Annotated in this window: 22 protein-coding genes; 15 read left to right on the top strand and 7 right to left on the bottom strand. The window is 70.1% G+C overall.

Annotated features, from left to right (window positions below):
• Positions 1-232: 232 nt before the first annotated feature.
• Genes AX721_RS12270 through AX721_RS12285 form a run of 4 tightly spaced genes read left to right on the top strand, consistent with a single transcriptional unit; the run spans position 233 to position 3,612 of the window.
• Positions 233-1,411, top strand: coding sequence for a VWA domain-containing protein (locus AX721_RS12270; RefSeq protein WP_068876299.1), 1,179 nt, complete (start codon positions 233-235; stop codon positions 1,409-1,411).
• A 43-nt stretch (positions 1,412-1,454) separates the two neighbouring features.
• Positions 1,455-2,114, top strand: a complete 660-nt coding sequence (locus AX721_RS12275) for a TetR/AcrR family transcriptional regulator (protein ID WP_068876300.1) — start codon at positions 1,455-1,457, stop codon at positions 2,112-2,114.
• 26 nt (positions 2,115-2,140) lie between these two features.
• A complete protein-coding gene (locus AX721_RS12280) occupies positions 2,141-3,262 on the top strand; it encodes an MFS transporter (RefSeq protein WP_255355336.1) in 1,122 nt (373 codons plus the stop codon).
• A gap of 32 nt (positions 3,263-3,294) precedes the next feature.
• Positions 3,295-3,612 (top strand): cupin, encoded by a 318-nt coding sequence (locus AX721_RS12285; RefSeq protein ID WP_068876302.1) that lies wholly within the window; start codon positions 3,295-3,297, stop codon positions 3,610-3,612.
• Here the strand turns inward: AX721_RS12285 and AX721_RS12290 are convergent.
• Together AX721_RS12290 and AX721_RS12295 are read right to left on the bottom strand one after the other, a co-directional pair.
• Complete coding sequence (locus AX721_RS12290; RefSeq protein ID WP_068876303.1) at positions 3,609-5,045, bottom strand: UdgX family uracil-DNA binding protein; 1,437 nt, start codon at positions 5,043-5,045, stop codon at positions 3,609-3,611. The genes AX721_RS12285 and AX721_RS12290 overlap by 4 nt on opposite strands.
• On the bottom strand, positions 5,045-6,268 hold the full coding sequence (locus AX721_RS12295) for a putative DNA modification/repair radical SAM protein (RefSeq protein ID WP_068876316.1): 1,224 nt from the start codon (positions 6,266-6,268) through the stop codon (positions 5,045-5,047). The genes AX721_RS12290 and AX721_RS12295 overlap by 1 nt, the downstream gene beginning before the upstream one ends.
• 653 nt (positions 6,269-6,921) lie before the next feature.
• Between AX721_RS12295 and AX721_RS12300 the strand changes: the two genes are divergently transcribed.
• The 5 genes from AX721_RS12300 to AX721_RS12320 are packed head-to-tail and all read left to right on the top strand — an operon-like array spanning position 6,922 to position 10,613.
• Positions 6,922-7,290 (top strand): GntR family transcriptional regulator, encoded by a 369-nt coding sequence (locus AX721_RS12300; RefSeq protein WP_068876304.1) that lies wholly within the window; start codon positions 6,922-6,924, stop codon positions 7,288-7,290.
• A 4-nt stretch (positions 7,291-7,294) separates the two neighbouring features.
• A complete protein-coding gene (locus AX721_RS12305) occupies positions 7,295-8,146 on the top strand; it encodes an ABC transporter ATP-binding protein (protein WP_068876305.1) in 852 nt (283 codons plus the stop codon).
• Positions 8,143-9,018: a hypothetical protein gene (locus AX721_RS12310; protein ID WP_068876306.1), complete on the top strand. Its 876-nt coding sequence runs from the start codon at positions 8,143-8,145 to the stop codon at positions 9,016-9,018. The genes AX721_RS12305 and AX721_RS12310 overlap by 4 nt, the downstream gene beginning before the upstream one ends.
• Positions 9,019-9,045: 27 nt before the next feature.
• A complete protein-coding gene (locus tag AX721_RS12315) occupies positions 9,046-9,891 on the top strand; it encodes a DUF2306 domain-containing protein (protein WP_068876307.1) in 846 nt (281 codons plus the stop codon).
• 11 nt (positions 9,892-9,902) lie between these two features.
• Positions 9,903-10,613: a hypothetical protein gene (locus AX721_RS12320; protein WP_068876308.1), complete on the top strand. Its 711-nt coding sequence runs from the start codon at positions 9,903-9,905 to the stop codon at positions 10,611-10,613.
• A 64-nt stretch (positions 10,614-10,677) separates the two neighbouring features.
• Here AX721_RS12320 and AX721_RS12325 read toward each other — a convergent pair whose 3' ends face one another.
• Together AX721_RS12325 and AX721_RS12330 are read right to left on the bottom strand one after the other, a co-directional pair.
• The gene (locus AX721_RS12325; protein WP_068876309.1) at positions 10,678-11,487 is read right to left on the bottom strand and encodes an SDR family oxidoreductase; all 810 of its coding nucleotides are present in this window, start codon (positions 11,485-11,487) and stop codon (positions 10,678-10,680) included.
• Between the two features lie 53 nt (positions 11,488-11,540).
• A complete protein-coding gene (locus AX721_RS12330; protein ID WP_231733391.1) occupies positions 11,541-11,954 on the bottom strand; it encodes a heme-binding protein in 414 nt (137 codons plus the stop codon).
• A 135-nt stretch (positions 11,955-12,089) separates the two neighbouring features.
• On the opposite strand from AX721_RS12330, the gene AX721_RS12335 reads away from it, so the two are divergent.
• On the top strand, positions 12,090-12,992 hold the full coding sequence (locus AX721_RS12335) for an AraC family transcriptional regulator (RefSeq protein WP_197422544.1): 903 nt from the start codon (positions 12,090-12,092) through the stop codon (positions 12,990-12,992).
• 64 nt (positions 12,993-13,056) lie between these two features.
• On the top strand, positions 13,057-14,187 hold the full coding sequence (locus AX721_RS12340) for a hypothetical protein (RefSeq protein ID WP_068876310.1): 1,131 nt from the start codon (positions 13,057-13,059) through the stop codon (positions 14,185-14,187).
• A 9-nt stretch (positions 14,188-14,196) separates the two neighbouring features.
• On the opposite strand, the gene AX721_RS12345 is transcribed toward AX721_RS12340, so the two are convergent.
• Positions 14,197-14,697, bottom strand: a complete 501-nt coding sequence (locus AX721_RS12345; RefSeq protein WP_068876311.1) for a nuclear transport factor 2 family protein — start codon at positions 14,695-14,697, stop codon at positions 14,197-14,199.
• A 99-nt stretch (positions 14,698-14,796) separates the two neighbouring features.
• Positions 14,797-16,392 carry an NAD(P)/FAD-dependent oxidoreductase gene (locus tag AX721_RS12350; protein ID WP_068876312.1) on the bottom strand — a complete coding sequence of 532 codons (1,596 nt, stop codon included), beginning with the start codon at positions 16,390-16,392 and terminating at the stop codon, positions 14,797-14,799.
• 75 nt (positions 16,393-16,467) lie between these two features.
• Between AX721_RS12350 and AX721_RS12355 the strand changes: the two genes are divergently transcribed.
• The 4 genes from AX721_RS12355 to AX721_RS12365 all read left to right on the top strand — a co-directional run bounded on the left by AX721_RS12355 (position 16,468) and on the right by AX721_RS12365 (position 19,484).
• Entirely contained in the window at positions 16,468-17,346 is an 879-nt protein-coding gene (locus tag AX721_RS12355; protein ID WP_068876313.1) for a transglutaminase family protein, read from the top strand.
• Positions 17,347-17,379: 33 nt separating this feature from the next.
• Positions 17,380-17,526 (top strand): hypothetical protein, encoded by a 147-nt coding sequence (locus AX721_RS27370; protein ID WP_156467147.1) that lies wholly within the window; start codon positions 17,380-17,382, stop codon positions 17,524-17,526.
• A gap of 52 nt (positions 17,527-17,578) precedes the next feature.
• On the top strand, positions 17,579-18,178 hold the full coding sequence (locus AX721_RS12360) for a DUF6134 family protein (protein ID WP_068876314.1): 600 nt from the start codon (positions 17,579-17,581) through the stop codon (positions 18,176-18,178).
• A 145-nt stretch (positions 18,179-18,323) separates the two neighbouring features.
• Complete coding sequence (locus AX721_RS12365; RefSeq protein WP_068876315.1) at positions 18,324-19,484, top strand: MFS transporter; 1,161 nt, start codon at positions 18,324-18,326, stop codon at positions 19,482-19,484.
• Here AX721_RS12365 and AX721_RS27905 read toward each other — a convergent pair.
• Positions 19,445-19,858: hypothetical protein (locus AX721_RS27905; protein ID WP_197422545.1), on the bottom strand; the 414-nt coding region annotated here is incomplete at its 5' end. The genes AX721_RS12365 and AX721_RS27905 overlap by 40 nt on opposite strands.

Raw genomic sequence — 19,858 nt, forward strand, 5'->3', positions numbered from 1 at the left:
CACCCGCGGCCTCCCCTGCGCCGCCGCCTGCTCCCGCGCCCCAGCCGCCGGGCCCCGACCCGTCCGACCCGTGGCGCAGCTCCGCCTGACCCGTCCGCGCCGGCCCCCCTTCGCCTGCCATCGAACGACGACCCCGCGCCCCTGCGCGCGGGCGCGACCCCGGCCGCACTGGACATCGCGGACCCGCGGCCCCATCCTTCGCGTTCAAACGACCGTTCGACGCGAGCTGCCGATGTTCATGCGCTTCTTCACCGAGCTTCGCGAGGCCAAGGTGCCCGTGACGCTGAAGGAATACCTCGCCCTCATGGAGGCGATGGACAAGCAGGTCATCGACCGCTCGGTGGACGACTTCTACTACCTCTCGCGCGCCGCCCTGGTGAAGGACGAGAAGAACCTCGACAAGTTCGACCGGGTGTTCGGCCACGTCTTCAAGGGCCTGGAGAAGGTGGACGGCGAGGGGATCACCGCCGACATCCCCGCCGAGTGGCTGAAGAAGATCTCCGAGAAGTTCCTCACCGAGGAGGAGAAGGCCCAGATCGAGGCCATGGGCGGCTTCGACAAGTTGATGGAGGCCCTGGCCCAGCGGATCAAGGAACAGAAGGAGCGCCACGAGGGCGGCAACCGGGCCATCGGCACCGGCGGCACCTCGCCCTTCGGCGCCAACGGCTATCACCCCGAGGGCGTGCGGATCGGCCAGGACAAGGGCCGCCATGGCAAGGCGATCAAGGTCTGGGACAAGCGCGAGTACAAGAACCTCGACGATTCCGTCGAGCTCGGCACCCGCAACATCAAGGTGGCGCTGCGGCGCCTGCGCAAATGGGTGCGCGACGGGTCGGCCGAAGAACTCGACATGGACGCGACCATCAAGGGCACGGCCGAGAAGGGCTACCTCGACATCAACATGCGTCCCGAACGGCGCAACAAGATCAGCGTCCTGCTGTTCCTCGACGTCGGCGGGTCCATGGACAGCCACATCAAGGTCTGCGAGGAGCTGTTCAGCGCCGCGCGCTCCGAGTTCAAGAACATGGAGTTCTTCTACTTCCACAACTGCCTCTACGAGGGCGTGTGGAAGGACAACCGGCGCCGGCACACCGAGAAGATGAACACCTGGGACGTGCTCCACAAATATCCGCACGATTACAAGGTGATCTTCGTCGGCGACGCCACCATGAGCCCCTACGAGATCACCTATCCGGGCGGCTCGGTGGAGCATTGGAACGAGGAGGCCGGCGCCATCTGGATGGATCGCGTGGCCCAGATCTACGAACACATGGTCTGGCTGAACCCGACCGCCGAGCGCCACTGGGACTACACGCCCTCGATCGGGGTGATGAAGCAGCTGGTGGGCGACCGGATGTTCCCCCTGACCATCGACGGGCTGGAAAAGGCGATGCGGGAGCTGTCGCGCTGAACGCGCGATAGGCCTAGCATCGGGTAACGCTTATGGGATTCGCATGACCGATCCCCTGATTCAGGACCCGTCCGAGACCGAAGAGGCCGAGGCCGCCACCAAGCAGGCCGTGTTCAACGCGGCCGAGCGGCTGTTCGCCCTGCACGGCTTCCAGAACGTCTCGGTGCGCGACATCACCGCCGAGGCGGGGGTGAACCTGGCCAGCGTGAACTACCACTTCGGCTCGAAGGACGCCCTGCTCTTCGAGATCTTCCGCCGGCGGACCTCCGAGCTGAACCGCGAGCGGGCGCGGATGCTGCACGAGGCGGCCGCCCGCCACGACGGCAAGCCGCCGGTGCGCGACATCCTCGAGGCCTACTTCGCCCCGCCCCTGCGCTGGGCCAACCCCGACAACGACCGCCGCATCTCGGTGCAGTTCATCATCCGCGCCCGCTCCGAGGGCACGGCCGAGATGCGCGAGGTGCTGCGCAACGACGTCAGCCACCTGGAGCGGTTCGCCGGCGCCCTGATGGCCGCCCGCCCCGACCTGCCCAAGGAAGACGTCTACTGGCGCCTGCATTTCGTGCTGGGCATGGTCCACAACAACCGCTTCGCCGAGTTCGACCGCCTGCACCACCTCTCCGGCGGCCTGACGCGCGAAGGCGACGTCGACGCCCTGCTGAAGCGGATGCTGGACTTCGCCGAAGCCGGGTTCGACGCCTGAACCGGCTGGTCCTCAGCGCCTGCGCGCTGAGGTTCCTGGACACCTTCCTGCTGATCGTCCCGTTCTACACGGTGATGTTCGCCGAGAAGGGGCTGTCGCCGGCGCAGATCGGCCTGGCCCTCGGCGCCTGGTCGGCCACGGGCCTTTTGCTGGAGATCCCCTGCGGCGTCCTGGCCGACCGCATGTCGCGCCGTTGGCTGCTGGCGATCTCCCAGCTCCTGCGGGCGGCGGGCTTCCTGGTCTGGCTGGCCGTCCCCAGCTTCTGGGGCTTCCTGGCCGGCATGACCTTGTGGGGCATGAAGAGCGCCACCATGTCCGGCGCCTTCGAGGCCGTGGTCTACGACGAGCTCAAGGCCCTGGGGCGCGAGGCCGAGTACGCCCGGGTCTTCGGCCGCGCCAAGGCCGCCCGCGGCGTGGGCCTGGTCGCCGCCTCGCTGACCGCCGCCGCTGCCGCGCCGCTGGGCTACGAGGCCCTGATCCTCGCCAGCGCCCTGGCCGGCGTGGCCGCCGCCGCCTCGGCGCTCTGGCTGCCCGCCGCGCCCCGGGCCGTCGCCGTCGCCGACTGGGACTACCTCGCCCACCTGCGCCGCGGCGCCCGCGAGGCGCTGAGCCTGCCCGGCGTCCCGGCCCTGATCGCCTTCATCGCCGGCGTCCAGGCCGTCGCCTACGCCACCGCCGACTACTGGCAGCTCTTCGGCCGCGACGTGGGCCTGACCAAGTCCGCCATCGCCCTCTTCATCGCCGCCCTGGCGACGGCCGAGGCGGTCGGCAGCATCCTGGCCCACCGCATCCGCGGCCTGGACGTGCGCTGGTCCTATGGCCTCACCTGCCTCGGCGGCCTCAGCATCGTGGCGGCCGCCGCGACGCACCAGGCCTGGTCGGTGGTCCTGCCGCTCATCTACCTCGGCCTCTACAGCCTGGTGGACGTCAGCGCCGACGCCCGCTTCCACCACGCCATCCGCATGGAGACCCGCGCCACCGTCGCCTCGGTGAAGGGCTTCGCCACCCAGTGCGCCAACGGCGTCCTGATCCTGGGCTTCGGCCTCGTGGCCCAGGCCTCGGACTACCGGACCGCCTTCCTGGCCTACGGCGCCGGCCTGACCCTGCTGGGCGCGGCCTACGCCGCCGCCAGCCTCCGCCGGCGCTAGCGGCGCCGCTTGCGCGGGCCTATCTGAACGCCATGCCGAAGATCGTCACCGACGCCCGCCAGTTCACCGCAGACCGCGCCTGGGGCACCCGCGACCTCGCCGCGATCGAAGGCGCCAGCGTGCGCCTGCATTGGACCGACCAGCCCTACAAGTGGCACGTCAACGACGGCGCCGAGGTCTTCCTGGTGCTGGACGGCGAGGTGGAGATGCGCTGGCGCCAGGACGGCCGCGAGCACACGACGATCCTGGGGCCCGCGGACATGTTCATCGCCGACGTCGGCGACGAGCACGTGGCGCATCCTGTCGGCCCGGCGCGCATCCTGGTGATCGAGAAGGCCGGTTCGGTCTAGGCCGCCAGCGTCCAGGCGAACCGCAGGTCCTCGACGAACATGGCGTAGGCCTTCGCCTTGGCCGCCGCGTCTGGGACGCGCAGCAGGTAGGACGGGTGGTAGGTGACCACCCCCTGCGCCTGGTCGGAAAGCTGCAGCGCCTGGCCGCGGAGCTTGCCGATGGGCGTCGGCTTGCCGAACACCGAGAGGCCAGCGGTGGCGCCCAGGGCGACGATGACGCGGGGCCGCACGATCCGCCGCTCAGCATCCAGCCACCAGCGGCAGGCGGCGACCTCGCCGGCGTCGGGCGTCTTGTGGATCCGTCGTTTGCCGCGCAGCTCGTGCTTGAAGTGCTTCACTGCGTTGGTGACGTAGGTCTCGGTGCGCGGCACGCCCGCCTCGGCCAAGGCGCGGTCGAACACCTGGCCCGCCGGCCCGACGAACGGCTTGCCGGCCAGGTCCTCCTGGTCGCCGGGCTGCTCACCGACGAACAGCAGCCGCGCGCCGGCAGGGCCCTCCCCCGGCACGCCCTGAGTGGCGTCGCGCCAGAGGTCGCAGCGGCGGCAGCGGTCGACGCCCGCCACCACCTCATCCAGCGAGGTCGGGGCCTGGCCGTCCCACGGCGCATCGCGGCTGTTGCGGATCGCGGTCCTTACGACGCGGCGGTTGGGTTCTGTGGGAGCTTGACGGACCATGGTGTCGGTGCGGCCTTGGGCCTGGGCGATGAGCTCGGGAATGAGCGCCGCCTCGGGCAGGTTCCGCCAGTAGCGCTTGGGCATCTCCTTCTGCATCGCTCCGACCTTCAGCCGCGCCGGATTGAAGATCGAGGCGTAGTAGGTGCGCCAGTAGTCCTCCAGCGCATCCTCGCTGGGCGCATCGGCAGGATCGGCGCCCGGCGTGAAGCTCAGCTCCGCCATGTCCCAGTGGACACAGGCGTCGGGCGTCAGGATCGAGAAGCGCATGTTGGCGAAGCGTCTGGCGAAGAAGGGCGCCGTCGCCTCGGTCACCCGGTGGGCCGGCTCGAACCAGGCGACGTAGGCCTCGCCCACCTCGTCCTGTGCGAGGCGAAAGCGCACGAAGGCCTTCATCTTGTGGGCCGCCCGGCTGACCTCCTTGGCGAAGTGGTTGGCGCGGGCGAGGTCCGGGTCCGAGGCGATATGCATCAGGTCCCGCTCGTCCTGCAGCCGCCAGAGCAGCCGGTACAGCAACGAAAAGCGCTCGTTGGAACGGTGCAGGATCACCCGCGCGGCGAGGTCGACGAAGGCCTTGGGAACCCGGAACTCGGCTTTGACGTCGGTCGGTGGACCGGGCTCGGCCGCGGCGCCGAACAGCGTGGCCTCGCCGTCCACCGTCCACAGCGCGGCCTCGGGCGGAACCTTGCGGGCCCGCAGGCCCCGCGCGGCTTGGCGCCAGCCGGCGAAATCGGTCTCGTGGGCGAGGCGGACCACCTCCATCAGAAGAGGTCCAGTTGCTGTGGCTCGACCTTCCGCCGCAGATCGGCGCCGTCAGTGAGCGCGCCCGGGCTCCAGTCCGCGCAGACCAGGAACGGCTTCAGCTTTTCGATACTGCGGGACAGCCGCTTCACGTCCGCCAGCTCCAGCCGCTTGAACCGGCGGACGTCCAGGATGCGGTCCACCGCGCGCACGCCCAGGCCGGGCACCCGGAGCAGCCGCTCACGCTCGGCGGTGTTCACGTCCACCGGGAAGTCGCCGCGGTTGCGCAGCGCCCAGGCCAGCTTGGGGTCGATGGCGAGGTCCAGGTCCTCGGTCTCGCCGATGATCTCGGCGCGCTCGAAGCCGTAGAACCGCATAAGCCAGTCGGCCTGATATAGCCGGTGCTCGCGCACCAAGGGTGGGCGTTGCAGCGGCAGGCGGGCGGTGGCGTCGGGGATCGGCGAGAAGGCGGAATAGTAGACCCGGCGCAGGCGGTAGGCGCCGTAGAGGCTCTCGCTGCGCTTCAGGATCGCTCCGTCGGTGGCGGCGTCGGCGCCGACGATCATCTGGGTGGACTGGCCGGCGGGCGCGAACCTGGGCGGCGAAGCCTTGCGGCCCTTTTCCTTGGACGCCTCCTCCGACACCCTCACCGCGCCCATGGCCTTCTTGATGCCCGCCACGTCCTTTTCGGGCGCCAGGGCGACCAGGCTCTCGTCCTTGGGCAGCTCAATGTTGATCGACACCCGATCGGCGTAGAGCCCCGCCTCGTTCACCAGGGCCGGCGAAGCCTCGGGGATCACTTTCAGATGGATGTAGCCGCGGAAGTCGTGGACCTCGCGCAGGGTCCGCGCGACCCGCACGATCTCCTCCATGGTGTAGTCCGCCGAGCGGATGATTCCCGAGGAGAGGAACAGACCCTCGATGTAGTTGCGCTTGTAGAAGCTGAGCGTGAGGTCGACGACCTCCTCCACGCTGAACCGCGCACGCGGCGTGTTCGAGCTGACCCGGTTCACGCAATAGGCGCAATCGTAGACGCAGAAGTTGGTCAGCAGGATCTTCAGCAGGCTGATGCAGCGGCCGTCCGGCGCATAAGCGTGACAGATGCCCATCCCGCCGTCCGTGGAACCAACGCCCTTCCCGCCCCGCGAGTCGCGCTTGACGCTGCCGGACGAAGCGCAGGAGGCGTCGTACTTTGCCGCGTCGGAGAGGATGGCGAGCTTGCGCTTGAGGTCGAGGGGCGGCACGCGACGAGAATAATGTTCCCGCTTTGTTCGCGCAAGCGAGACCGTGGCGATTTCCTTGTCGCCGATGATCGCCGACATATCGCGAAGCGTGGAACCGTTGCCGTGGACGCGCATTGTCAAGCTGCGGCGCCCGGTCCCACATCCCCCCGATGCGGAGCGGAACCCGCCGGCCCCTGCACCGTCCCTCGAGGCAGGGGCCTCTCTATTCTTCGCGCAAGGCGCAACGCCTTCCGGGCGCGGGTGGGGCTGCATTGCCCGCGAGCTCGGCCGAGGGTCTCCGATTTAACGTCACCGCGTCGGAGACCCTCGTGGCCCGCGCGCACCAGGCCCGGTTGCGGCTCCCCCAACGTGGGGGCGTTCTTACGGGGGAGCCGCGTTCAGGAGCGCTTCGGGACGATCGGTCCGGGGGGAGAGATGAACCGGTGTCCCTCAAGCCCGGACACCATCGTTCCAAGGCTTGACCGCAGTAGGGCGGGTTCGTTTCCGGCTTGTATCACGCGGGGGTATTTGCGGGGCGGGGGCCCAGGTCGCAACAGAGGGCTTGCCTTCGTCCGGTGTTATAGTCTTATATAACACCAGATCAGATGACGTGGGTCCAGACTCACGGTCTCGGTCGCCTGGCGCGGGGGCGTGCAGGCCATTCGGAACGGGCGATGGATCCAGAGTGGAACGACAGTCAGCCGATCTACCGCCAGATCCGCGATCGCGTGGTCGCCATGATCCTCGACGGCCTGCTGAAGGAGGGCGATCCGCTGCCCTCGGTGCGCAACGTGGCGACCGAGAGCCGGGTCAATCCGCTCACCGTGCTGAAGGCGTACCAGCAGCTCACCGACGAGGGGCTGGTGGAGAAGCGGCGGGGGCTTGGGATGTTCGTCAACACCGGGGCGCGCGACCTGCTGCTTGCCGCCGAACGGGAACGGTTTCTCACGGAACAGTGGCCCGAAATCCTCGCCACGATCCAGCGCCTTGGACTGGCCGGCGACCTACTCGGCAAGCCGGACAAGCCGACGAGGAAGGGCTGAGCGCATGGCCTGCATAGAAGCCCGCGGCCTGCGCAAGGCCTTCAAGGACACCGTGGCCCTGGGTGGCGTCGACCTGACCGTCGAGTCGGGCCGCATCGTCGGCCTCATCGGCCCGAACGGCGCGGGCAAGAGCACGGCGCTACAGGCGATGCTGGGCCTGACCGCCTACCAGGGCGAGCTCAAGGTGCTGGGCCTGGATCCCTGGGCGGCGCGCGACCAGCTGATGACCGAGGTCTGCTTCATCGCCGACGTTGCGGTGCTGCCACGCTGGATGCGGGTTTGGCAGGCGCTGGACTACGTGGCCGGCGTGCATCCGCGCTTCGACCGGTCCAAGGCCGAAGGGTTCCTGGCTCGCACCTCCATCCGCAAGGCGAGCCGGGTGCGCGAGCTGTCCAAGGGCATGGTCACCCAGCTTCACCTGGCGCTGGTGATGGCGATCGACGCGCGCCTGCTGGTGCTGGACGAGCCGACGCTGGGACTGGACCTCCTGTACCGCAAGGCCTTCTACGACAGCCTGCTCAACGACTACTTCGACGGAAGCCGCACGATCCTGGTGACGACCCACCAGGTGGAGGAGGTGCAGCACATCCTGACCGACGTGGTGTTCCTGGACCGCGGTCGCGTGGTGCTGGATTGCAGCATGGAAGCGTTCGAGGCCCGCTATGTGGAGCTGCTGGCGGCGCCCGAGCACCTGGCGACGGCGCGGACGTTCCGGCCCATCCACGAGCGGCAGCTGTTCGGCCGCAGCCTCCTGATCTTCGATGGGGCCGACAGGGACCGGCTGGCGACCCTGGGCGAGGTGCGCAATCCCAGCTTGGCGGACGTTTTCGTCGCGCTCGTGGGAGGCCCGCAATGACCGCCCTGCCCTGGACCCGCGTGTTCTACTGGTCGGTGCGGCGCGAACTGTGGGAGCACGGGGCGGTCCTGGCGGCGCCCGTGCTCATCGGCGCCGTCGCCCTGGTCGGCGCCCTGCTCAGCACGTTCGGCCTGCCCGCAGCCTTGCGGAGCCTGGAAGCGGGCGCGGCCAAGGACGGCGACATGCTGATGGCCTCCTACAGCTTCATGGCCCTCGCCGTGCTGCTTACGGGCCTGCTCGTGGCGGTGTTCTATTCGCTGGGCGCGCTGCAGGGCGAGCGGCGCGACCGCAGCCTGCTGTTCTGGAAATCCCTGCCGGTGTCCGACCGGATGACGGTGCTGTCGAAGGCTGCGGTGCCGCTGGTGGTGACGCCGGTCGTAACCTTCGCGGTGGTCTTCGCCATCCAGCTTCTGATGCTGGTCTGGAGCACGGTTGTGACGGTGGCCAACGGGATCAGCCCCGCCGTGCTGTGGAAGCACGCGGACCTGACCACGATGTGGGTGGTCCTGCCCTACGGCCTGATCGTCAACGCCCTCTGGCAGGCGCCGGTGTTCGCCTGGTTCCTACTGGTCTCGGCCTGGGCGCGGCGAACGCCGATCCTCTGGGCGCTGGCGCCGTTCGCGATCCCGGCGATCCTCGAAGGCCTGGCGCTGCGCACCTCGCACATCGGCAGCTTCATCGGCGAGCGGCTGCTGGGCGGCTTCGCCCAGGCCTTCAGCGTCGACGGCAAGGCGGAGGCGGCCATCGACAACGTCGGCCAGGTCGCTCCCCTCCGCGTCCTGGCCCAACCCGACCTCTGGCTCGGCTTCCTGTTCGCGGCCGTGTTCCTGGCCGCCGCCATCTGGCTCCGACGACGACGCGAGCCAAGCTGACCCCCCTCCCCTTCCGGAGATGATCCCATGACCACTGCAGTCCTGACGCCCGGCGGCTCCGCCCGGGCGACGGCGGAACGCGCCCTGAAGGCGGCCGCAGGCTTCTGGTTCGCTACCGCGGTGACCGGCCAGGCCCTGTTCCTGACCTACATCCTGGCCGTCTACGCACCGACCTCGCTCAGCGGGAACTTCGCCGCCTGGAACGAGAACAAGATGCTCATCAAGGGCTATGTGCCGGGCGACACCGTCGGCAACCTGGCCTTCGCGGCGCACGTGCTGATGGCGGCCGTGGTGACCTTCGGCGGTACGCTCCAGTTCGTGCCGCAGATCCGTGCACGGGCGCCGGCGGTCCACCGCTGGATCGGCCGGGCCTTCATGATCACGGCGATGGCCGCCAGCGTCGTCGGCCTGTGGATGACCTGGGGCCGGCCCACCGACTCCGGCCTCCCCGCCGTCATCGCCATCACCCTGGACGCGGTCCTGATCCTGGCGTTCGGCGGCCTGGCCTGGCGCACCGCCGTGACCCGCGACTTCGCCGCCCACCGCCGCTGGGCCATGCGCACCTTCATGGTCGCCAACGGCGTCTGGTTCCTGCGGCTGGGGATGGCGACCTACGGCATGGCCTACATGGCGACCGGGAAGGTCCTGCCCAAGCCCGGCGACTTCTTCGATGTCTGGAGCTTCGGCGGCTACCTCGTCCCGCTCCTGGTCCTCGAACTCTACCTGCGCGCCAAGGCCGGCGGCGGAGCCGCGATGCGAGTCTCGGCGGCCGGCGCGGTCTTCCTCGGCGCCCTGCTCATGGGCGTCGGCATCTTCGGAACGTGGGTCGGCATGTTCAGCCCCGTCCTCGCCAACGTCCTCGCCAGGCTCTGAAAGGCAACGTCATGACCCTCGAAGCTCCTCCCGGCGCGCCCTGGATCCTGCACTTCGGCGCCGCCCTGCTGCTCGTGCTCCATATCGCGGGCGGCGCCGCGGGCATCCTCTCCGGCGGGGTCGCCATGTTCGCCCGCAAGGGCGGCCGCTGGCACACCGTTGCCGGAACGGTCTTTTTCGTCTCGATGCTGACCATGACGGGCGTGGCCGCCGTCACCGCCCCATTCCTCGCCGACGGGCGATGGACCAACACCACCGCGGCGATCTTCACCCTCTACCTGGTGGCCACAGGCTGGGCGACGGTGCGGCGGCGGCCGGGCAAGGTCGGCGCTTTCGAGCGTGGCGCGGTGCTCGTGCCACTGGGTATCGCCGCCATGGGCCTGGCCCTGGTTCCGTGGGGCCTGGGGACCGGAACGGCCGACGGCTTCGCCACGGTCTACGCCTTCGGCGCCATCGCGGGCCTGGCGGCGGCCAGCGACCTGAGAATGATCCGGCGCGGCGGCGTCGTCGGACGCGACCGCACCGTGCGCCATCTCTGGCGGATGGGCCTGGCGCTGTTCGTCGCCACCGGCTCGTTCTTCTTCGGACAGCAGGACCGTATTCCCGAGGCGATCCGCGCCAGTATCGTCCCCTCTGTCCTCGGCCTCGCGCCCCTGCCCCTCACCGCGTTCTGGTGGATCCGCACCCGGCTGCCCCGTCGGGCCCGCCTCGCGGCCTCGTGAATCCACGCGCCTTGGCCGCCGGCGCGGGGCCGGCGGCTTCGGGCGGAACCGGGTCGGACGGAGGTCAGATCCGCGCGTCCCACGCCGCCAGTTGATGGGCCTTCAGCATGTCCTCGACAGCTCGCGGGACCACGTTGCGGAACTTGCCCTCGTCGGCCGGCACGATCTCGATCATCCGATCGATCATCTCCTGGGGATCCATGGCGCCGCCCGGCGAAGCGAAGAAGTCGTCGAACTCCTTGCGAAGAGCCGCGCGCTTGGTGACGTTCTTCGCATCGTCCAGCCAGCGGAAGGGCGTGTCGGCCATCGTCTCGTTGTAACCGGTGTGGTAGGCGCCCGGATTGATGGTTTGCACCTTGATCCCATAGGCCGCCACCTCCTGCTGCATGGCTTCCGCCACCGCTTCCAGGGCATGCTTGGTCGAGACGTAGACGCCCCAGTTGGCCGGGGTGAACAGCCCGCCCATGGATGAGGTGAAGACCACCTTGGCCGTCTTGCCCATGTCGATCCAGGTGCGGACGAAGCCCTGCGTCAGCGCCAGAGGCGCGAAGACGTTGACCTCGTAGTTGCGGCGAACCAGGTCCAGCGGGATCTCGAACACCGGCCCCGCCTCGCCGACGCCGGCGTTGTTCCAGAGCACGTCGACCTCGGGCGCCAGCTTCTGCGCGTAGGCCACGTCGTAGGGATCGAGCAGGTCCAACTTCAGGACTTCCAGGTTGTCCAGACCGAGCGCCCTGGCCTTTTCGCGCAGCGGCATGACGTGGGGCGAGAACTGCACCGTGGCGATGACGCGGTGGCCGTTCCTGGCCATGCCGATGGCGGCGGCTTCGCCGAAGCCGGAGCCCGCGCCGGTGATGAGGATGGTCTTGGTCATGGTCGTTTCCTTTCGAGCTGAATGGGCCGTCAGGCCAGGTTGAGAGGGTGGGTTCAGGCGGCGAAGGCGGCCGCGGCCGCCTCGGCGATGGCGACGTCCTGGGCGACGGCGCCGCCCGAGACGCCCACGGCGCCCAGGGTCTGGCCGTCCCGGCTGCGCAGCGGGATGCCGCCGCCGAAGGGCACGAGGCCGCCGTTGGTGTTCTCGAGGCCGGGCGCCTGCGCACCGGGCTTGCAGTAGTCCCAGACGATCTCGCTGCGGGCGTCGAACAGGATCGCGGTCCGGGCCTTGCCGATCGACACGTCGATGGAGCCCAGGACGGCGCCGTCCATCCGGTCGAAGGCCTTCAGGTGAGCGCCTGCGTCGAGAATGGCGACGTTGACCGGCACGCCCAGTTCGGCGGCCCTGGCCGCGGCGGCGGCGATGACCGCCTGGGCCTGCTGCGTGGTGATCAGGTGAGGGTTCATTTCCGTCTCCGTCTTGACCGTGTTCCGATGGTCTGACGGTACGGACCGGGCCGAGGTGGCGCCGTTCGCGGATTTCGGGGATTGTCGCGATGTTGCGGCGACCGAACGATCGCGATGGTGGGCGTGCCGACAGGGGTGAGAGACGACGAAGCGAGGTCTGACGCGGGCAGCGCCGCGCTCGGCGCCATCGGGCGTATCGTCAAGGCGCCGCCGGCCCTGGTCGAGGAGGTGCTCCGCGGCGACACCCGCCTGACGCGCCGCGGGGGCCACGGCGCCCTGCACGATCACCTGGAGGGCCTGACGGGCCACGTGGTGATGACCTACTACGGCGCGGCCCAGGACATCGCCTGGCGCACCGACGGGCTGCGGCTGACCTCGCGCACCCGCCCGGGCAGCATCACCCTGATCCCGGATGGGCATGACGGGCGCTGGGACATCGAAGGCCCCATCGAAGTCTCCCACGTCTACCTCACCGACGCCCGGCTGCAGGCCTGCGCCGACGTGCTGGCGCAGGGCCGGAAGGTGGAGCTGATCAGCCGGGTCGGGTTCGAAGACGCCGCGGCGGGCCGGATCCTGGAGATGCTGAGCAACGAGACGCTGGTAGGCGACCCCGCCTCAAGGCTGTTCGTGGAGCAGGCGATCGACCTGCTTTGCACCCAGCTGGTCCGCGCCCATTCGTCGGCGGGGACGGTCACGGACCTCGCGCCCCGGCGAGGTCTCGCGGACTGGCAGGTGAAGCGCGTGACCGGCTACATGCAGGACCGGCTGGACCAGGACATCAGCCTGGAGGAGCTGTCGGCCCTCGTCGGCCTCAGCCGCTTCCACTTCTGCACGGCGTTCAAGGCGGCCACGGGCCAGACCCCGCACAACTGGCTGACGGCGCTGCGCATGGGGCGGGCGCGGCAGCTGCTCGCCGAGCGCAGCTTGGCGATCACCGACATCGCCTTGGCCGTGGGCTACCAGACGCCATCGGCCTTCACCGCCACCTTCCGCCGGCTGGCGCGGGTGACGCCCAGCGAGTTCCGCAAGGCGCTCTAGGGAAGCTTCGCTATACTGCGCGGCAGGCGTCGTCGGGGGACCTCGCCGATTGGGGAGCTTTGCGATGACCACGGCCAATGCGGCAGGCGCCGTCGGGGACCTGGGCGAACGGCGCGGCCTGTTCGAGGACCGCCTGGCCGACTGGACTAACGACGACGTGCTGCAGACGAAGGAGGCGCGCGCCGCCCTGGGGGCGAAGCATCCGGCCGGCTTGCGGGTGCTGGACTGGCCGGAGCTCCGGGCCCTCTTCGCGCGGTACGACCCGCCCGCCACGCGCCACGGACGGCGCGACCGGCGCTTCGGCCTGATCTCGGTAGCGCTCGCCGCCCTGGGTCTGGGCCTGGCGGCGCTCGCACCTCTGGCCGTGGGCGCGGAACGCTATATGGGCCTGGCCGCCGCCGCCCTGACCATCGCAGGCCTCGGGCTGATGGCCTTCCACGAGTTCGGCGCCAGCTCGAAAGCCCGGTGGCTGGCGCAGCGCTTCGGGGCGGAGCGGGTCCGGGCGCTCTACTTCCAGGCGGTGGCCAACAACCTGGACCTCGTGGCGCGGGCGATGACCAGCGACACCGCGCTCGGCGAATGGAAGGGCGCCCGGGCGCGCCTGCTCCCGCTGCTGCCGAAGCCCGAAGACCTGCCAGGCCAGGTGCCGAAGCTCGCCGGTCCCGTGGACGACGCAGAGACCTGGGTGGCCCCGGAGTGGGTCACGCCACCGAAGCCGCCCGAGCCGTCGCCGGAACTGGACCTGCTGCTGTCGTTGCTCCGCGGCCAGCGACTCGACGCCCAGCTCGACTATGTGCAGCGGAAGCTCAGCGACTCGCTGGGCGCGCCCGGCCAGCGGGCGACCGCGGTGCGTCGCCTCAGCCTGCTGCTGGTCGCCGCCGCCGCGGTGACCGGCGCCGTCGCGGGCGTGCTGCTGGCCACCGGGCGGACGCCTGCGGACACGGACGTGAAGCTGGCCCTGGAGGTCACCGTGGGCGCCCTGGTCGTCGCCCTGGCGCTGCGGGTGATCAACGACGACCGGCTGCTGTCGGGCGACGCCGCGCGCTATGCGTCCTACGCGGAGGCGGTTTCGCAGGCGCGCGCCCGTTTCGATGCGGGCGGCCTGGCCGAGAAGCAGGCCGCCCTTCGCGAGATGGAGATCGTGGCCTACCGGGATCTGCGGCAGTTCATCGGCGCCCACTGGAGAGCCCGGTAGCCCAGGCGGTCACGGCGTCACCCGCCGCCAGAGCTCGTTGAAGGCGATGGCGTCGTAGAAGGCCGTCGCCCGGACAATCCGGCCGTCCTTCAGGGTGAGGAACCAGGCGTAGGTGTTGCGATAGGGAAGGCCGTCCTTGGCCACGCCCTCGGCGTCGAAATGAGCGACCACCGTGTCGCCGTCGGCGTAGAGAGCCTTCACCGTGGGCGTGAGGCCCTTGGACATGCGCGCGCCGAAGGGGCGGATCACATTGTCGATGAAGTCAGCCTTGTTCGCGTAGACGCGCGAGGCGTCCGAACGGCCGGCAATGGTCCAGACGGCGTCATCCGCCAGCAGGTCGTACGGCCCGCCAGGCCGGCCCTCGCCCCAGGCTTTCAGCGCCTCCCGGACGATTTCGGTGTTGCGCGCCTCCAGATCCTGGGCAGAGGCCGATCGCCCCGAAATCAGGGCGAGGCCCGCGGCGACGGCGAGCGCCAGGACGGCGACGCGGTGAGAAGTCTTGCTGGCCATGGCGGCCTCCTCCGTTGAACACGAAGGCAGGATGCGCCCGGCCAGGACGCCGTGCTGTCCGGCGGTTGCGGCGCCTGTCGCGATCTTGCGCGGATCGACCTAGATCCGCCGCCGCCGCACGTCGCGAAGGATTTCCGCCGCGGCGTTGTGGCCGGGGGCCCCGGTGACCCCGCCGCCGGGGTGCGTGCCCGCGCCGCACTGATAGAGCCCCTTCACGGGGGTGCGGTAGTCGCCGGCGCCCAGGACGGGGCGCGCGGAGAACAGCTGATCCAGGCTGAGGCGGCCGTGCATGATGTCGCCGTTCACCAGGCCGAGCGTGCGCTCCAGGTCCAGCGGCGACAGCACCTGGCGGCCCACCACCGAGGCGGCGAAGCCCGGCGCGTGCTTCTCGACCGTGGCGATCATCAGGTCGGCCACCTCCTCGCGGCAGTCGTCCCACGACCGCCCCCCGGGAAGCTCCGGCGCCACATGCTGGCAGAACAGGCTGGCCACGTGGCGGCCCGCGGGCGCCAGGCTGTCGTCCAGGGTGGACGGGATCAGCATCTCGACGATCGGCGCCTTCGACCATCCGTAGGCCCGGGCGTCGTCGTAGGCGCGCTCCATATAGGCCATGGTCGGGGCGATGATGATGCCGCCGGTCATGTGGTCGCCCGGCTCCGGCGCCACGGTGAAGCGGGGCAGTTCGGACAGCGCCACGTTCATGCGGAAGGTGGCCGACCCCGAGCGGTAGCGGGCGATGCGCTCGACGAAGTCGGCCGGCTGGACGCCCGGATCCACCAGCTTCTGGAAGAGCAGCTGCGGATGCAGGTTCGAGACCACCGCCCGCGCCTTCAACGTCTCGCCGGACGCGGTCACGACCCCGGTCGCCCGACCCTTCTCGGTCAGCACCTCGGCGACGGCGGTATCCGTTCGGATCTCCACCCCGCGCTCGCGGCAGCAGGCGGCGATGGCGCCGCTGATCGCGCCCATGCCGCCGACGGCATGGCCCCAGGCGCCCTTCTTGCCGTTCACTTCCCCGAAGACGTGGTGCAGCAGCACATAGGCCGAGCCGGGCGTGTAGGGGCTTGCGTAGTTGCCGACCACGCCGTCGAAGCCATAGGCCGCCTTGATCGGATCGCTCTCGAACCAACCGTCCAGCCAGTCGCCGGCCGATTGCGAGAACAGGGCCAGGAGGTCGCGCTTGGCGGTCAGGTCGAGGCGCGAGAGCTTGCGGCCGATGGCGGCGCTCTTGATCAATTCGGGGATAGCGTCCTTCAGCCCGCCCTCGACCAGGTTGGGCGGCGTCTGGATGACCAGCTCGCGCAGGACGTCGGCGATGGCGTCCAGGCGATCCCAGTAGGCCGGCAGGCGCTCGGCGTCCTTCTGCGAGAACCGCGCCGTCTCAGCCTGGGTGCGGCCTTCGCCCACGAAGAAGTGGTCGCCGTCCAGCGGCAGGAAGTTGGCCATCTTCCGCTCGACGACCTTCAACCCGTGGCGGGGCAGCTCCAGGTCGCGGATCACCTTCGGGTTCAGCAGCGAGACCGTGTAGCTGGCCACCGAGTTGCGGAAGCCGGGATGGAATTCCTCGGTCACCGCCGCGCCGCCCACCACGCGGCGGCGTTCCAGCACCGTGACCTTCAGGCCGGCCGCCGCCAGATATGCCGCACAGGTGAGGCCGTTGTGCCCACCGCCGACCACGATCACGTCAGTTGTCATGAGCCTGTGCTCGCATGGGCGCAGGCTTCGCCGCAAGCCGCGGAACCGTAACCCGCGCGAACGGTTCCGCCCCGCATGGCCCGCCTCCGCATCCGTCACGAGACAACCTACGCCTACGAGCGCCCAGTGGCCTTCGCCCAGCACCGCCTGCTGCTGCGCCCGCGCGACAGCCACGCCATCCGGGTGGTGGATGCAGTTCTGACCGTCTCTCCGCCGGGGGAAACCCGCTGGCTGTACGACGCCCTGGGCAACTCGGTCTGCTGCTTCACCCCGGGCGGCCAGTCGACGGCGCTGTCCATCACCAGCGAGCTGGTGATCGAGCGCTACCCGGCCCAGCTGACCGATCCGCGCATCGAGGATCCGCAGACGGCGACCCCCATCGTCTACGCGCCGCAGGATCGGACGGTGCTCGCGCCCTTCATCGACCCCGCCACCGAGGACGCGGACGGCGATCTGCTGAAGTGGCTGCGCGGCCAGGTCGGCAGCCCGCACGAGCCGGCGCTGGAGCTGATCCTGCGGCTGAACCAGACCATCCACGACACCTTCGAGTACCAGCCCCGCGACCTGGGCGCGGCCCAGGAACCGTCGCACACGGTGAGGCTGGGCGCGGGGACGTGCCGGGACTTCGCCTGGCTGATGGTCGAGGCGCTGCGGCGGCTGGGCTACGCGGCCCGCTTCGTGACCGGCTACCTCTACTCGCCGGCCCATGGCGAGATCCGCGGCGCCGGCGCCACCCACGCGTGGTGTGAGGCCTTCCTGCCCGACCTGGGCTGGACCGAGTTCGACCCCACGAACGCCCTGGCCGAGAGCGGCGACCTGATCCCGGTGGCGGTGGCGCGCACGCCGCTGGAGGCCACGCCGATAAGCGGGGCGATCTTTGGCGATCCGGGCGCCACGAACATGACCGTTCACGTGGATGTGCGCCCGGCCGATTCGCTTCAGGCGGCCGCGTGAGTCATGAATCGCCCGGCGAGAGGGAGACGAGCGATGACCCACGGTCTTCAGCAGCAGAGCCCGGTGTTGGCCTATCCCTTCACCCGGTCGTGTGCGACGCCCCAGCATGGGCAGAAGCCGCCGGAGAAGCCCCTGCCGGTGCGCGAGCCCCGCAGCTATAAGCCGCGTCCAGGGCACTAGATCGACCGTATAGGCCGACTAGACTGGCGCGTGGGCGCTAGAGGAATTCGACATGAGCCTTCTCGGACGACGCGAACTGATCGCCGGCGGCGTGGGGCTGTTGCTGCCCGGCGCGGCGCTGGCCGCTCCGCGCCGCCTGGCCTTCCAGGTCTTCCGCAATGGCGCCCATGTCGGCGAGCATGAGATGACCTTCGCAGGCGACGAGGTCAGCCAGACTGTCTCGACCGAGGTGGACATGGTGGTGAAGATCGGCCCGGTCCCGGTCTACAAATACAAGCACAACGCCGTGGAGCGCTGGGCGAACGGCAAGTTCGCCAGCATCGAGGCCACCACCAACGGCAACGGCAAGATCCAGAAGACCACCGCCCGCGCCATGCCGGGCTATGTGCAGATCACCGGCTCCAAGGGCGCCGTCCGCGGTCCGGCCGACGCCGCGCCGCTCAGCCACTGGAACCAGGCCAGCTTCGGCAAGCCCCTGTTCAACCAGCAGGAGGCCAAGCTGCTCAAGGTCACCTGCACCAAGGTGAAGCCCGGCCATTGGCAGATCCGCGGCGAGGCCGAGATCGACGACTTCTACGACGCCTCCGGCGCCTGGCTGGCCCTCAAGGGCAAGCTGGAGGATGGTTCGAAGATCGAATACCGGCGGATCTGACCGCCCGCTTGCGCACGCCCTGGCGGCGTGCGTAACTTCGCCCATGTGCACAGAGCGCCTCCGCGACTGACGCAAGTCCGCCGAGCCCCGGGCTCCGCCGCCCTGCGGCCGTGAGCCTGCACGCGTCTCTGTTCACAGGCCTTCCATGAGCTTCTTCGGCAACGACGCGATCAACCGCGTCAATCTCCACTCCGGCGTCCAGGCGCTGGCCCAGGGCGCGGGCGGCGTCTTCGTGCTAGTGTTTCTGCTGCGGGCGGGCGTGCCGGCGCCCATGGTCCTCGTGGCCATGGCGGCGATGAACGCCGGCCGCTTCCTGTTGCGCCCGCTAGTGCTGCCGCTGGCCCGCCGCATCGGGCTGCGCGCCACCCTGATCCTGGGCACCGTGCTGGAGGCGGCGACGTTCCCGCTCCTGCCCCTGGTGCAGGGCATGGACCTGGCCTTCGCCGCGGTCGTGGCGGTGGGCCCGATCGGCAGCGTCCTCTACTGGACCTCCTACCACGCCTATTTCGCCAGCGTCGGCGACGACGAGCACCGGGGCGGGCAGGTCGGCGCGCGCGAGGCCCTGACCGCGATCATCGGGATCGCAGCGCCGCTGCTGGGCGGCTGGGCGCTGGTGTTCGCAGGGCCTTGGCCGGCCTTCCTCGGCGTCGCGGCGATCCAAGCCGCGGCGGCGCTGCCGTTGTTGGGCGCGCCTCAGGTAGCCGTCGCCGCCGAAGCGCCGGGGAGCCTCAAGGCCGCCTGGGCGGGCATGGGGCTCATGGCCTGCGACGGCCTGTTCGCCGGTGGCTACTCCTATGTCTGGGAGCTGGCGCTGTTTGTCTCGCTGGGCGAGAGCTTCACGGCCTACGGCGGCGCCATGGCGCTGGCGGCGCTGGTCGGGGCGGTGTTCAGCCTCGTCATCGGCCGGCACATCGACGCTGGCCGCGGGCGATCGGCGGCGGTCGTGGCCTTCGTCGTGGCGGTGGCCGTCCTCGGCCTGCGCGCGGCCAGCGTGGGTTCGCCCTGGCTTGCGGTGACGGCCAACGCCCTGGGCGCCCTCGTGACCGCACTCTGGGTTCCGGCGCTGATGACGCCGCTCTACAACCTCGCCAAGGCCTCGCCCTGTCCGCTTCGCTTCAGCGTGGCGACCGAGGCCGGGTGGGACCTGGGCTGCGCGGCGGCTTGCCTGGCGGGCGCGGCGATGGTCGCCGCCGGCCAGACGTTCGCCGCGCCGATCCTGGTCGGGCTGGCCGGGGCGGTGATGGGCTTCGTCCTGCTCTGGCGGCGCTACGCGGCAGGTTCCGGGCCCGCGGCCTTGCTCACATAGGCCTCGAAGGCCTCGCGGGCGCGGGTGAGGCAGCCGTCCACCGGAGCCACCGTCAGGATTCCATCGAAGGTGGTGAGGTCGGCGGCGGGGCAGGTCGGGTTCAGCGTCGGCATCGCCCGGCGCATGCGCGGCGGCGCCACCAGCAGCTTCACCACCGCCAGGCGCTCGGCGTCGACGCTGGCCAGGTGGCGGCGCGGCAGGGTCACGGGCGCCGCCGTTCCGGTGAGGCGCTTTACGGTTCCGACCGGGTCGATCAGCACGACGGATTTGCCGGGCGCGATCTGCAGCGCCTGGCCGCTGGCGTATTCCGTTCCCCGCGCGATGGCCGGGTCGGTCGACGAGACCACCACGAAGTCGGCGGCCTGCGCCGCCCC

Source organism: Phenylobacterium sp. CCH9-H3, assembly GCF_001557235.1.
Classification (GTDB): domain Bacteria; phylum Pseudomonadota; class Alphaproteobacteria; order Caulobacterales; family Caulobacteraceae; genus Phenylobacterium.

What these genes read in the sequence shown, in the direction of transcription:
- AX721_RS27370 (WP_156467147.1), top strand. Translation starts at nt 17,380, where the DNA reads ATGACCCACGGTCTTCAGCAGCAGAGCCCGGTGTTGGCCTATCCCTTC.
- AX721_RS12270 (WP_068876299.1), top strand. Translation starts at nt 233, where the DNA reads ATGTTCATGCGCTTCTTCACCGAGCTTCGCGAGGCCAAGGTGCCCGTG.
- AX721_RS12325 (WP_068876309.1), bottom strand. Translation starts at nt 11,487, where the DNA reads ATGACCAAGACCATCCTCATCACCGGCGCGGGCTCCGGCTTCGGCGAA.
- AX721_RS12355 (WP_068876313.1), top strand. Translation starts at nt 16,468, where the DNA reads ATGGCCCGCCTCCGCATCCGTCACGAGACAACCTACGCCTACGAGCGC.
- AX721_RS12345 (WP_068876311.1), bottom strand. Translation starts at nt 14,697, where the DNA reads ATGGCCAGCAAGACTTCTCACCGCGTCGCCGTCCTGGCGCTCGCCGTC.
- AX721_RS12305 (WP_068876305.1), top strand. Translation starts at nt 7,295, where the DNA reads ATGGCCTGCATAGAAGCCCGCGGCCTGCGCAAGGCCTTCAAGGACACC.
- AX721_RS12315 (WP_068876307.1), top strand. Translation starts at nt 9,046, where the DNA reads ATGACCACTGCAGTCCTGACGCCCGGCGGCTCCGCCCGGGCGACGGCG.
- AX721_RS12285 (WP_068876302.1), top strand. Translation starts at nt 3,295, where the DNA reads ATGCCGAAGATCGTCACCGACGCCCGCCAGTTCACCGCAGACCGCGCC.
- AX721_RS12300 (WP_068876304.1), top strand. Translation starts at nt 6,922, where the DNA reads ATGGATCCAGAGTGGAACGACAGTCAGCCGATCTACCGCCAGATCCGC.
- AX721_RS12290 (WP_068876303.1), bottom strand. Translation starts at nt 5,045, where the DNA reads ATGGAGGTGGTCCGCCTCGCCCACGAGACCGATTTCGCCGGCTGGCGC.
- AX721_RS12350 (WP_068876312.1), bottom strand. Translation starts at nt 16,392, where the DNA reads ATGACAACTGACGTGATCGTGGTCGGCGGTGGGCACAACGGCCTCACC.
- AX721_RS12320 (WP_068876308.1), top strand. Translation starts at nt 9,903, where the DNA reads ATGACCCTCGAAGCTCCTCCCGGCGCGCCCTGGATCCTGCACTTCGGC.
- AX721_RS12340 (WP_068876310.1), top strand. Translation starts at nt 13,057, where the DNA reads ATGACCACGGCCAATGCGGCAGGCGCCGTCGGGGACCTGGGCGAACGG.
- AX721_RS12365 (WP_068876315.1), top strand. Translation starts at nt 18,324, where the DNA reads ATGAGCTTCTTCGGCAACGACGCGATCAACCGCGTCAATCTCCACTCC.
- AX721_RS12275 (WP_068876300.1), top strand. Translation starts at nt 1,455, where the DNA reads ATGACCGATCCCCTGATTCAGGACCCGTCCGAGACCGAAGAGGCCGAG.
- AX721_RS12310 (WP_068876306.1), top strand. Translation starts at nt 8,143, where the DNA reads ATGACCGCCCTGCCCTGGACCCGCGTGTTCTACTGGTCGGTGCGGCGC.
- AX721_RS12330 (WP_231733391.1), bottom strand. Translation starts at nt 11,954, where the DNA reads ATGAACCCTCACCTGATCACCACGCAGCAGGCCCAGGCGGTCATCGCC.
- AX721_RS12360 (WP_068876314.1), top strand. Translation starts at nt 17,579, where the DNA reads ATGAGCCTTCTCGGACGACGCGAACTGATCGCCGGCGGCGTGGGGCTG.